The organism is Sutcliffiella halmapala (assembly GCF_050107295.1).
Classification (GTDB): domain Bacteria; phylum Bacillota; class Bacilli; order Bacillales; family Bacillaceae_I; genus Sutcliffiella_A; species Sutcliffiella_A halmapala_A.
Genome location: NZ_JBNIKR010000005.1, coordinates 82,740 through 96,476 on the forward strand (window position 1 = coordinate 82,740; position 13,737 = coordinate 96,476).

7 protein-coding genes are annotated in these 13,737 nt (G+C 44.6%); 5 read left to right on the forward strand and 2 right to left on the reverse strand.

The window, feature by feature from the left end; translation table 11 throughout:
- Positions 1–145: 145 nt before the first annotated feature.
- The gene (locus ACQCT5_RS09670; RefSeq protein ID WP_499641322.1) at positions 146–6,679 is read left to right on the forward strand and encodes a 5'-nucleotidase C-terminal domain-containing protein; all 6,534 of its coding nucleotides are present in this window, start codon (positions 146–148) and stop codon (positions 6,677–6,679) included.
- Positions 6,680–6,818: 139 nt separating this feature from the next.
- Positions 6,819–7,568, forward strand: coding sequence for a glucose 1-dehydrogenase (locus tag ACQCT5_RS09675; protein WP_499641324.1), 750 nt, complete (start codon positions 6,819–6,821; stop codon positions 7,566–7,568).
- A 206-nt stretch (positions 7,569–7,774) separates the two neighbouring features.
- Here ACQCT5_RS09675 and ACQCT5_RS09680 read toward each other — a convergent pair whose 3' ends face one another.
- A complete protein-coding gene (locus ACQCT5_RS09680) occupies positions 7,775–8,179 on the reverse strand; it encodes a VOC family protein (protein ID WP_499641326.1) in 405 nt (134 codons plus the stop codon).
- A gap of 182 nt (positions 8,180–8,361) precedes the next feature.
- On the opposite strand from ACQCT5_RS09680, the gene ACQCT5_RS09685 reads away from it, so the two are divergent.
- Positions 8,362–9,123, forward strand: coding sequence for an alpha/beta hydrolase (locus ACQCT5_RS09685; RefSeq protein ID WP_499641328.1), 762 nt, complete (start codon positions 8,362–8,364; stop codon positions 9,121–9,123).
- A gap of 35 nt (positions 9,124–9,158) precedes the next feature.
- On the opposite strand, the gene ACQCT5_RS09690 is transcribed toward ACQCT5_RS09685, so the two are convergent.
- On the reverse strand, positions 9,159–10,619 hold the full coding sequence (locus ACQCT5_RS09690; RefSeq protein ID WP_499641330.1) for a sulfatase family protein: 1,461 nt from the start codon (positions 10,617–10,619) through the stop codon (positions 9,159–9,161).
- Between the two features lie 429 nt (positions 10,620–11,048).
- Between ACQCT5_RS09690 and ACQCT5_RS09695 the strand changes: the two genes are divergently transcribed.
- Positions 11,049–13,235 (forward strand): ABC transporter ATP-binding protein, encoded by a 2,187-nt coding sequence (locus tag ACQCT5_RS09695; protein ID WP_499641332.1) that lies wholly within the window; start codon positions 11,049–11,051, stop codon positions 13,233–13,235.
- Positions 13,232–13,729: a DUF1854 domain-containing protein gene (locus tag ACQCT5_RS09700; RefSeq protein ID WP_499641334.1), complete on the forward strand. Its 498-nt coding sequence runs from the start codon at positions 13,232–13,234 to the stop codon at positions 13,727–13,729. Before ACQCT5_RS09695 ends, ACQCT5_RS09700 begins: the two co-directional genes overlap by 4 nt.
- Positions 13,730–13,737 lie beyond the last annotated feature (8 nt).

The following is a 13,737-nucleotide window of genomic DNA, read 5'->3' on the forward strand; positions in this document are numbered from 1 at the left end:
CTGTTAAATTAATAATGTACTACTTTACTAGGTTTAATTTCTTTATATGGGGGAAAATGGGGATTTTGGCATAGTTGATTTTTACATAGAAAGCGCTTCCATTCTGTAAATCTAGTAAGAACAAACAATTTTAAGGGGGAAAAAAATGTACCAGCTAGTTCGCAAGAATCAGAAATGGTTTTCGTTAGCGTTCATTTTTGTCCTGCTCATGGGAATGGTTCCGATGAAGCCGGCAAATGCGCAGACGAACATTGCAGATCATGTTGTTATCAGTGAGTTTTTCTATGATGAATCAGGAACTGATAATAATGAATTTGCAGAGCTTTATAATCCGACAGCAAATCCTGTTGATATTTCAGGTTGGAAGTTAGAGCATTATAACCAACTTGGCCAGTTACAGTCCAATACGGTAACCATTCCGGATGGCACTGTGATTGCTCCATACGGTTTTTATTTAATTGGGGAGGTCAGTCCTCTGAATTCAGGAGACTTTGGCAGCACAGACATTGTGCCTGACTTAGTAAGAGAATCTACTTCTGACTGGCAAAACGGTGCTTCAGACGGTATTGTACTGAAAGATGCCGATGAAAATGCTGTAGACGGCCTTGAATATGGTACAGGGGATGGATCTTCTACAGTTGGTGAAGGAACTCCGGCTATTGATGTACCAGGAGGGAAAAGTTTAGTCCGAAAAAGCGATGCAGATGGCTACACTCCTGGTTCAGGAAACGGCTATGATACAAACGATAACAGCGTTGATTTTGTAGAGGCTACCCCAGCACCGCAAAACGCTGCATCTCCGGCAGAACCGCCTAACGGAGAGTCAACTGATCCAACTGACCCGACTGATCCGACTGATCCATCTGTATCGACGATTGCAGATGTAAGATTAGGTGGAGTTGGACAGGAAGATGTAATTGTTGAAGGAATTGTTACTACCGCTCCTGGTGGATTTGGCGGTAAATCTTTCTACATGCAGGATGCGACTGGCGGATTGATGGTATACACAAGCAATGAATATGCAGACGTTGCCATTGGTGCAAAAATTAAAGTATTAGGTTCAACAGAGGAATACAAAGGAAAATTCGAATTAGTCCCTACTGCAGTGGAAGTGTTGAATCCTGCAGCAGGTGAACCGGCTCCAAAGTATGTAACGGTCGACGAAGTTGCAGAGAGCAAAGAGGCTCAATTGGTTGAGCTTAAAAACGTGACAGTTACAGAAATTCAATCAGATGACTATGATAATGGTTTAATAACTGTTTCAAATGGTACGACTACTGTATCTGTTAAATTGGACAGCAGAACAGGCCATGACAGTACATCATTAACTGTTACTGTCGGTGATGAAGTAAATGTAGTAGGTGTGGTGGAGCAAAAAGGGACTGGACCGGACACTTATCACGTATTACTCCGCACACCTGATGATATCGCAGTTGTACCTGAAGGACCGGTTGATCCGGAGGTATCGGCGATTGCTGATGCGAAAGTACAGGCAGTTGGAACAGAAGTAACCATCCAAGGTGTTGTAACGCATGCTGAATCTAGCACTGCGATGTACATCCAGGATGCAACTTCCGGAGTGCAAATCAATACTACCGGTAAAGGGGTTTCACTTTCCGACTATGTGGAAGGCGAAGAACTGAAGGTTGTAGGTAAGACTTCCGTATATAATGGAGAAATCCAAATCGTGGTAGAAGCTGCAGAAAAAATTACAAAGATTGGAACAAAAGCAGTGCCTGTTCCAACCGTCATTACTCTTGACCAGATTGACGCTCATCAAGGTGAGCTTGTAAAAGTGGAATTGGCGCTGATTAAAAATGTAAACGTGGATGCATACAGTTTCCTCATTGAAGATATGGCCAAGAATACTACAAAGCTATATCACAGCAAGGCGGACAGCTTTACTAAAGCATCTTACAAAGATGGCGAGTACTACAGCATTGTAGGTATCGCGGCGAAATTCAAGGACCCACAATTGAAGCTTCGTTTCGGAGCGGATATGGTGAAGCAGGATGCTCCAGAAACGGCAAAATTGCCAATTATCTATGGAGTAAAGCCTGCCAAAATGGTAACAATCAACGAATTCAAGCCTGAGATCTCAGGTAAGATCGATGAAGCGGATGCAGAGATTGACTGGACAAGCTTCAAATTAGTGGTAGATGGTGAAGAAGTAACAGCTCAAATCAATGAAGAAGAATTTACATTCAGTTATACGCCTGCTACTGATATGTCATTGGGAGAACATAGTATCTCAGTAGAAGTGGCAGACGTTGCAGGAGCTAAAACCTCTTACGTTTCTTATTTTTACATCCAAGAAGCGAAGGATGACAGTGACTACAACTTCTACTTCGGTGTACCGCATGCTCATACAAGCTATTCCGATGGGAAAGGCATTCCAGCTGATGCCTTTGAGATGGCATATGAGAATGATTTGGACTACTTGATCGTTACAGACCACTCCAACTGGTTGGATGGCGATGAGTATATTACTGACCGTAAGGAGTTTGTTGAAAAAGTAGGCTCCGAATGGCATGCGACAAGAGAACAGATGGAAACATTCAACTCAGCGCACTCAGGTGAATTCCTTGCTATGCGCGGGTTTGAAATGACATCCTCAAATTGGGGACACATTAACGTAACAAACACCAATGATTACGTGGAAGCAAAACAAACGGTCGTAGAACTTGGTGATTTCTATGAGTGGTTAACAACAGAGGAAAATGCCGTAGCAGCATTCAACCATCCGAATTGGCCAAGTGATTCCTTCAATGACCTTGCATACGTTCCAGAAATCGACCATTTAATGGCGATGATCGAAGTGGGTAATGGTGCGCCGCCTTACAGCTATGCACGTGCTGAAGAGCATTTCTTCCGTGCGATGGATAACGGTTGGCACGTTGGTGCAATTAATGGTCAGGACAACCACTCCGCAAACTGGGGCGTTCCTGATAACATGACTGCAGTTGTAGCAGAAGATTTATCCAATGAGTCATTCATGGAAGCAATGAAAGCACGTCGTGTCTACTCCACAGAAGCTCGAGACACGAAGCTTCGAGTGAAAGCGAACGGATACTGGATGGGTAGCACTGTTGATATCGAAGACGGATCTAATCTGAATTTTGACATCTGGGTTCAGGATTCCGATAATCCGATCAGTGAAATCCAAATCATCTCCAATGGCGGAAACGTTATTGAATCCGTTATGGTCGGAGAAAAGACAGAATTTGCATGGACTCCTACCATCCAAGACGGAAGTGGTGCAAACTGGTATGTTGTAAAGGTTATCCATACAGATAGCAAATGGACAACAGCAAGTGCCATCTTCACTTCCGGTGGAGAAAGTGATGTTAAGTTAACACTTCTTCAAGTGAATCCAGATCCTAGTGTTCCAGGATCTGAAACAGAATTAACTGCAACTGTAAGTAACATGGGTGTACGCTCTGCAGAAAACCTGGAAGTGAAATTCTATCGTGGCTCTGTAAGCGAAGAGAACCACATAGGTACAGGTAACATTCCTTATATCGGACCAGGGAAACGTGCTGATGCAACAACTACATGGATCCCGACTGCATCTGGTCAGGACAAGATTATTGCTGTATTGACAGAAATTCCTGGTGTTACAACAGTTACTGAAATTACGAAATCCATTAAAGTAGTAGAATCAAACGGGCAAAAAGTGCTTGTTGACTCTGCACACAGCAACGCGGATGTTCCTGGATCCATGAACAATTTCATGGAATTATTACGCCGCAGTGGATATCATGCAAAGTACAACTCCGAGGCTTATACAGCTGAAGTATTGGCAGGATATGATGTTCTTGTCATCAACGCACCTAACAAGGTATTTACAGATGGGGAAATGACAGCCATCAATGATTGGGTACAAGCGGGTGGTTCACTCATGCTTGCATCCAAATCGAACTTTAACTTTGATAACAAAAAGCTCAATCCGCTATTGGAAAAAATGGGCTCAGGAATTCGTATCAACTCTGATAACGTTTATGAGCCAAACACATCCGATAAGTTCAGTGGTGGAATGAAGTGGTCCGTATATGCGCATACTGCTCCGGCTACAACGAGCGGCTTGAATGAAAACCTTGATGCCATCCGTTATTTCAGCGGTGCATCCCTGGTTGATGAAAATCTTGGCGCATTAACGAATGACCCTGAAACAGGATTGGAAATTCTAGTAGCAGGAAATGCAACATCATACAACTTCAACGTAGAAGAGGGATACCACACATATAATGAAGCAATTGGTGGAGAAAATGATGCAAACCAAACGTCTGGACCAAATGGTGAGTCCATTCCACTAATCGCGAAAGAGTATGTGGGTGAAGGAAGAATCGTTGTAGCTGGTCGTCATTTTTACTCTGACTTCGAAATCGTAAATGATGTAAGTAACACGTCCTTTACGCTGACATTGATGGATTGGCTAGCTGATTACAATCGAATTCAGTCCATCGCGGATGTTCGTGCAAATGCGCAAGATGGCGATATTGTAACAGTTAAAGGTGTGGTTACGGCACCTACAAACAAATTCTTTGATACCATCTATATCCAAGACGAAACTGGCGGTATTTCATTGTTCGGAGCTCAAGGAAGAGAGCTTCCGATAGGAACAGTAGTAATTGCCACTGGTGGAATCACTACTTTTGAAGGGGAATTGGAGCTCGAATACGAGAACTTTGACATGGAAATCCTCTATGTCGGCCCTGGTGAAGAAGTGGAAGCAAAAGAAGTAACAGCGCAACAAATCATTGATGGTACTTTCAACGGCCAGTTGGTGGAACTGAAAGGTACTGTTAAAGAAATCAACGATGAAGGAAGCTTCATGATTGTCAATGACGGCAAGAATGATGCAAGAATCCATGTGGATGGCTACCTGCCTTTGGGTGTGGAACGCTTCAAAGTGGGTGACTACATTTCTGTATCAGGTATCGCATCATCCGGTGCAGATGGAAACCGTATCCGTGTCATTTTTGCTGAGGATATGGAGATAACAGAAAAAATCACTAACATTACGATTCTTCATACCAACGACTCTCATTCACGTGTAACAGAAAGCAGTTCTTCCATCGGATTTGCCAAGCTTTCTACACTAGTGAAGCAATACAGAGAGAATAATAGCAATACATTGCTTCTTGATGCAGGGGATACTTTCCATGGTCAGACTTTTGCTACACTGACTGAAGGTAAGAGCATTGTGGATATCATGAATGCAATGGGCTATGATTCCATGGCTGCAGGTAACCATGACTTCAACTACGGATATGAAAGACTATTAGAGTTGACTGAAATGGCTGACTTCCCAGTCTTAAGTGCCAATATCATTGTGGATGAAACGGGAGATTATCTGCTTCCTCCTTATATGGTGCAGGAAATTGATGGAATCAAAGTGGGTATCTTCGGATTATCAACACCGGAAACCCATTATAAGACACATCCGAAGAACGTAGAGGGATTGACCTTTACAGATCCGGTTGAAGCTGCAAAAGATATGGTAGAAGAACTTGAAGGTCTAGACGTGGATGTTGTCATTGCCCTATCTCACTTAGGGACAGATGCTTCAAGTACAGAAACAAGCATCAAGGTGGCACAAGGTGCACCTGGCATTGACGTAATCGTGGATGGCCACAGTCATACAGTGGATAACATCAACGAAAGCGGGACATTGATTGTAAGTGCCGGTGAATATACAGAAAACCTTGGTGTGGTTGAATTAAGCTTCAAAGGAAAAGAATTGGTAAGCAAATCAAGAGACCTCATCACAAAAGCGGATATGGACGGTATCGAAGCTGATCCTGACGTCCAAGCAGTAATTGATGCAATCAATAAAGAACAGGAGCAAATCCTGAACGAAGTGATCGGTCATACTACTGTACATCTTGATGGCGCACGTGAACAGGTTCGTGTCCATGAAACAAACCTTGGCAACTTGATTACTGACGCAATGCTGGAAGCAACAGGTGCTGATGTTGCCATTACTAATGGTGGCGGTATCCGTGACTCCATCGATGTCGGTGATATTACCATTGGTGAAGTAATCACAGTATTGCCATTTGGTAACTACATCGTTACGAAAGAAGTATCAGGTGCCGACATCAAGGCTGCACTTGAACACGGGGTAAGTGACTATCCGAATCCGAAAGGTGCATTCCCGCACGTAGCAGGAATTATGTTCTCCATTGACAAGGACAAGCCTGCGGGAGAAAGAGTGCACTCAGTTAAAATTAACGGGGTGGCACTAGACTTGAACGAAACGTATACATTGGCAACTAATGACTTCATGGCTGCTGGTGGAGACGAATATTCCATGTTTGCTTCCTATCCGATCCTGAACGAATTTGCAGGGCTGGATGAAGCAGTCATCGCATACATTGCACAATTTGAGGTAATCTCACCAGTTGTGGAAGGAAGAATCAAAGTGGAAGCTACTTCTACAGGTGGCGGAGACGGAGATGGCGATGGCAACGGCGATGGCAACGGCGGTAACAACGGCGGCAACAACGGAGGTAACAATGGCGGCAACAACGGCGGTAACAACGGTGGCAACAACGGTGGAAAACTGCCAAACACGGCAACGAACACCTATAACCTGTTACTCATTGGTATGTTAATGCTAGGGCTTGGAACTGGATCATTCTTCTATTTCAGAAGAAAAGAATCAGCCGAATAATAATTTCTGAGAGACGCACTTCTAATTGGAAGTGCGTCTCTTTTTTAGTATAGGTAGTTGTCAAAGCGCTTCTTTTGTATTCCCGCCTCCGTACCTGTATACTTTTCTCAACAAAAGTAAGAAATAGGAGGAGAAAACCATGAACTTCCAAAACAAAGTCGTTATCATCACCGGTGCAGCAAACGGCATCGGAAAAGGAATAGCCAAGGAATATGCAAAAAAAGGTGCAACGGTTGTACTCGCAGATATGGAGGTAAAGGCAGGAGAAGAGCTTGAACAGGAATTGAAATCACAAGGAGCAAAAGCCCTCTTCATCCAGACAGATGTCCGCAAAGAAGTGGATATTGTTCACTTGATCAATAAAACGGTACAGCAGTATCAGAAAATAGATATCCTGATAAATAATGCAGGCATTTCAACCTTTACCTCCCCATATGAACTGACCATCGAGGATTGGGATAACGTCATCCAGACCAATCTTCGCAGTGTGTTCATCGCATCCCGCGAAGCGGCCAAAGTTATGAGGCAAAAAGAGAGCGGTGGGTCCATTGTCAATATCGCTTCCACGCGTGCTACGATGTCGGAGCCGAATTCTGAGGCGTATGCTGCGTCCAAGGGAGGAATTGTGGCTATCACCCATGCGATGGCTGCCTCATTCAGTCCTGATAACATCACAGTCAATGCCGTTTCTCCAGGCTGGATTGAAACAGGTGATTACGAAAAGTTACGTGATGTAGATCATGAACAGCACCTCTCCAACCGTGTTGGAAAGCCTTCTGACATCGCAAGAGCTTGCCTGTATCTGACCGATGGAGAGAATGATTTTGTAACTGGGGAGAATCTGACCGTTGATGGCGGGATGACACGAAAGATGATATACGAGCATTAATCAAAAAAGAAGCTTACCGACAATCGGAAGCTTCTTTTTCTTGTTCTGTTTTCGCAGACATTGTAGGTTTTCACGTATGGAATATAAACACGTAATTATACCTACGATCGTGCTCTTTTCACGTTTAATAATTGGATTTACTTTTAGATAAAGCCAAGTTTATCCCAGTAAAAAATCCAAAAGCCGACTTTTTACGGTTAGCTTTATTATTTTTGCAGGTTCAAGTCCCATGTAATACCAAATTGATCTTTCACTTTTCCGTAGCGTGCGCCCCAGAACGTGTCTTGAAGCTCCATCACAACTGTACCGTTATCGGATAAACGGTTGTACAGGGTTTGGATTTCTTCTTCATTTTCAGGCTCAATGGTCAGGGAGACTTGGTCGCCCATTTCAATGGAGTGTCCAGGGAAAGCATCGGAAAACATCAGTGCAAAATCGCCTTTTTCAAATCGGGCATGCATAATCAGGTTGTCCGCTTCAGGGGGAGTAGGGAAGTCTGCTTCTCCGAATGTTTGGATTCCCACAATTTCACCTTCGAAAACCGTTTTGTAGAACTCAAGTGCCTCTTTTGTATTTCCATTAAAAGATAAGTAAGGTGTTACTTGCTTCATTTTGAACACTCCTTATAATATAAGTTTAATCCAACATTTACATTATAAAATAAAAACCAATAAAAAGTAAAGAACATTTGTTCGTATTGATAAAAATATTGAAAGCGAATACATATTTCCTTTATACTGGTCATATTCGAAACGTTTCAAAAACTCTAGATTATTAAAAGGATGTGTGTTCAATGGCACTGATTCAATGCAATTTTTTCTCCGAGGCCTTGCAGTGCTCGACCTCGATGACAGTCATATTGCCGCAGACAACCTCCCATATCGGAGTGGAATCCAAAGCCGAGCAAAAGAAGCATCCAACCTTATATCTTCTGCATGGCTTGTCGGATGACAACACAATTTGGACCCGGTTTACTTCCATAGAAAGATATGTTGCACCTCTTGGCCTTGCAGTTGTGATGCCTGCAGCAGGGAGAAGCTTTTATACCGATATGGAAAATGGCTACGATTATTATACTTATGTAAGCGAGGAGCTGCCTCAGATAGCAAGGTCGTTTTTCAACCTTTCCGAAAAAAGGGAGGACAATTTTGTTGCCGGTCTATCCATGGGTGGGTATGGTGCGTTGAAAACGGTGATGCGTAATCCAGATAAATTTGCAGCAGGGGCTAGCCTGTCGGGTTCTTTGGATATTGTGGACCGTATTCCTGCATTTCCTCGTGACTTCCAGCATATTTTTGGCAATCGTCCGATAAAAGGGAGTGATGACGACCTTTTTCATGTAGCTGAAAACATGGCCAAGAGCGATGGGCCGAGACCAAGATTGTACCATTGCTGTGGAACGGAGGATCATAACTACCAGGCAAATCAAAGATTCCGCAATCACCTGAAAGAGCTATCGATCGAGAGCACATTTGAGGATGGTCCAGGCGGGCATGAATGGGGTTATTGGGATAAGCATATTCAACCGGTGCTGCAATTTTTGCATCAACGTTAAAAGGCAGGCTCATCAACTTTGAGCCTGCCCATCTATTATCCATTGTATTTTTCAGGTCGATAACGACGTTCCAAGCGGTCTGCCGCCGCGTGTCGTTCTTGTTTACGTAGCTTTGCAAGGTAGCTGTCCAACGCATTACCGCGAGTATGGAAAGGGCCTCCTTCATGGATGACAGCCCACATTGGGTCAATCGGTGAATCCGAGGATGCCATCTGCTCTGCAACCCACTGGTCCAACAGTCGCAATCCTTTGGCGACGATTTCAGGTCGTTCTTCCGCCAGGTTCACGGTTTCATGGGGATCGTTTTCCAAATCAAAAAGCATGAGCTCCGGGTATTCCTTCAGTCCGTCATGGTATGTGCGGATCAGGATCCAATTATCAAAACGGGCAGAACGTTGGCAGCTCCATGCGTTTTGACTGACTACCAGATATGGGCGGCCAGCGGATTCGCCATCCGTCAGTGCAGGAAGGAAGCTCTGTCCATCCCATTTTCCGCTTGCCTTTGCGCCAACCAATTCCGAGAATGTAGGTCCGAAATCAATTTGGTAGTGGAAGTCTTCATCCACGTGTCCCTGTTTGATTCCCGGTCCGGCAATTATACAAGGGATTCTGCTGGTAATATGGTCAGCGGTTTGATGATCACCATAGACATTCAGCTCTCCTTGATTTTCGCCATGGTCGGCAGAAATGACAATGATGGTTTCATCGAGAATACCTTGCTCTTTTAGTGCGTCCAGGATCTTTCCGACATGATCATCAACATGGCGGATTGCTGTATCATAGCCATCTATCCAGTTCTTGAAGTCCTCACGGCAAGTGATTTCACTCGGAAGACCATCCCATTGGTTGCCGCGGGGGAGATCCCGTATACTCATCGGGCCATAGCTTTCCCGTTGTTCAGCAATAATTTCATCTGTCAGCCATTCCGGAGCAGGGTCATTTTTAAATGGGTTCCCATATTCCCCCGGAGTACGATAAGGAGTATGCGGATCCCAGAAGTTCAGATAAAGGAACCAGTCCTCTTTTTCAGTGGCACGCTCTTTTATCCACCGAAGTGCTTCCTTGGAAACATCACCAGCCGTTTCCCCTGCGTGCTTGCCCGTATCATAGGTTTCCAGGAACCCCTGTTGAACATGCCAAGCTGCATGGCGACCAGGGAAGGGACTGATCATGGCAGTATGATGGCCTTTGAATCGGAGCGTATCCACCCATGCCTGGTGTTCGGTATGGTGATAGTTGAATGGACGCTCTGGTCCGATTGGACGCATATCCGCCTGAACACCTCCGTGGTTGACAACCCCTGTGTGGATGCCGAACTTAGAACTGAAAAGTCCTGTACGGGAAGGGGCGCATGGAGCGTCTGATGCATAATAATTTGTAAAGCGAACGCCGCGTTCCGCAAGCCCGTCAATATTAGGAGAAGTTTCACGGTGGTAGCCATAGCATCCTAAATGATCAGGACGCAGGGAATCAATATCAATATATAAAATTTTCATTTTTGTAACCTGCCTTTCAATTTTATTAATTAAATGTTTTAATTAATTATAGATGGAAAACCTACTAAATATCAATACAAAAAATAAAATCTTTGTTAAAGATTAAGATGTATTTATGAGAATCTAGCTGTTGATTGGAGCAATAGGCGAAGACTCCTGCGGGAGGTAGCGATTAGTGGAGACCCCACAGGCGAAGCCGAGGAGGCTCCACAATCGCCCCGCGGAAAGCGCAGCCTAGTGCGGAAATCAACAGCGGTATTCAATAGCACAGCCTAAATAATAAGATGATGGAATCCTATATATTTCTTTTAGGTGAAAAAATCCCCTTGTAAACGAGGGAAGATAAACTATAATGTTAGATAAATTCAAACAATAAATTAATTAATCCGAAGTTTCGAAAATTTACCGTAAAGGTGGAGTAAGTCTTATATGTCAATAGTAGAAACGATTCCCGACAGGATTAAGCCGGCAGGGAACATGTTGTATTTTGCAAAAGCGGACATGAATGAAAATGGTAGTTTTGTAGACAGTTGGCTTGCCATCACAGAAAATCAGATTCTTGTCTATGTGGAGAATGGAAGCGCTATTAAATCGTTGGAAATTTCAGAGCTGAAGGGAGCCAGACTTGATTCCTATATAGGCGGCGGATCACTTGTAGTGGAGAGCGACGATGGGGGAGTGGTTGTCATTCGTTTTTCCGCTCCGTTTACAAGCCAATTTACAATTGCAGTAAAGGTGATTGAAAATTTGATAAACGGAAAGCCGTTGCCTGTTTTATCGAAAAATGACCTTCCGCGCCAGTGCCCAACCTGTCAGCGTCCGCTTCAGGATGCAACCAATGCATGCTCGGTCTGTGTGGATAGAAAGAAAGTGGTCGGTCGACTTCTTGCGTACACAAAACCTTATCGCATGAAGATGGTCTTTGCGATGGTCATGCTGATTCTGGCAACCCTTTTGGAGCTTGCTCCTCCATACATTACGAAAATCTTAGTGGACGAGGTATTGGAGCCGAAGGACATCGGCGGAGGATTGCTTGTATTGGTGGCTCTTCTCGGTGTGACGAGCATTGTCCTTGCCCTGATGCAGATTGTCAGAGGGATGCTCGGCGTCTGGATTGGCAGTAAAGTGATGGGTGATTTGCGTAAAGAGGTCTATCAAGCGCTGATGCGGCTTTCCTTAAGTTATTTCGACCGCAGGCAGACGTCCCAGTTCATCGGTAGGGTAAACAGGGATGTGGAGGATACCCGTCAATTCTTAACTGACGGTGTCCTTTGGGTAGTAGGTCAGGCATTGATGCTGGTCGCGATCCTGATTATGATGTTCAGCCTTGATTGGAAGCTGACCCTGTTTGCATTATTACCAACGCCGGTTGTCATACTCTTCTCTGTCATGATCTGGCCAAGAGTTCACCAGATGTGGTACAAGCAGTGGCAGGCAATCAACCGTCTGAACATGGTAGTGGGAGATACCCTGCAAGGGATTCGGGTTGTAAAAGCTTTTGGACAGGAAAAACAGGAACATTCCCGCTATATGAAGGGGAATGAAATATTGATGACGCAGACGATTAAAACCGATGGCATGTGGCAGGGCGTGTTCCCGATATTTTCTTTCATCACAGGAACAGGGATGTTGCTTGTCTGGTATTTCGGAGGCATGGCGGTCATCAGTAACGACCTCAGCCTAGGGACCTTGATGGCATTCATCGCTTATCTTGGTATGTTTTTTGGACCACTTCAATGGTACAACCAGATGATCACATGGGTTAGTCGCGCGATTTCATCTGCAAACAGGATTTTCGAAATCATGGATACCCCATCAGAAGTTCCGGATAGCAAAAAAGCCGTCTCGGTAGGAGATATGGAGGGAAAAGTGGAAATCAAGAATGTAACGTTCGGCTATGAGAAGCACAATCCCGTGATAAAGGACTTGAACCTCGTCGTACAACCGGGAGAAATGATCGGTCTTGTAGGTCATTCAGGTGCCGGTAAATCTACCTTGATCAACCTGATCAGCCGATTCTATGATCCTACAGAAGGGGCCATTTCAATTGATGGAATAGACCTGAAGGATATCAGGCAGGAAGATCTGCACAAGCATATTGGGGTGGTATTGCAGGAGACGTTCCTTTTTGATGGATCCATCTCTGACAATATTGCGTATTCGAACCAAGGTGCGACGCCCGACGAAATCATGCGGGCTGCGAAAATAGCAAATGCCCATGAGTTTATCGTGAAAATGGCGGATGGATATGAAACGCAGGTCGGCGAGCGTGGCCACCGTTTATCAGGCGGCCAGAAGCAAAGGATTGCTATTGCCCGTGCCATTTTGCATGATCCACAGATCCTTATTCTCGATGAGGCAACAGCGTCCGTTGATACGGAAACTGAACATAAGATACAGGAAGCGGTCAGCAGACTGGTGCAGGGGCGCACCACTTTTGCCATCGCACACCGACTTTCCACATTGCGAAATGCGAATCGCCTCGTTGTAATCGACAAAGGGCAGATTGCAGAAATAGGGACACATGAAGAGCTTCTTGCTGAAAAAGGAATCTACTATAAGCTTGTGGAAGCGCAAAAGGAAATGTCGCAGATAAAAGGAGTAGAGGTTGGATGAGCGATTTGTTTGAAATAACCTATATCAATCCTGGTGTTACGTCTTTTACCAGAAGTGCAGGCGGAATGCTGCGGATGGAAACCGCCCGGGAGCTGTTTGCCGAGATAACGGTCAGACGTACGTATCCTATGTCCAGACCCTACGAATATTTGTCTGTCTGGACCAAGGATGACAAGGAGATCGGAATTATCCGTGATATCGAGGAACTGGATGAGAAAAGCAGGGAAGAGCTGGTGGCGGAGTTGAAACTTCGCTACGTCATTCCTGCAGTGACGAAGATTATTTCCATCAAGGCGGAGCCAGGACTGTGGACCTTCCAGGTGAAAACGGACAGAGGGGATTTGCAGCTATTGATGAGAAACATTCATGAGCATATCCATTCGATCGGGGTGAATAGACTGATCATAACGGACATGGAAGGCAAGCGCTGTGAAATCAAGGACATCGAATCTCTTGATGCGGCAAGCCGCAAGCAGTTGAGTAAAGTCATTTAAAGGAGGAA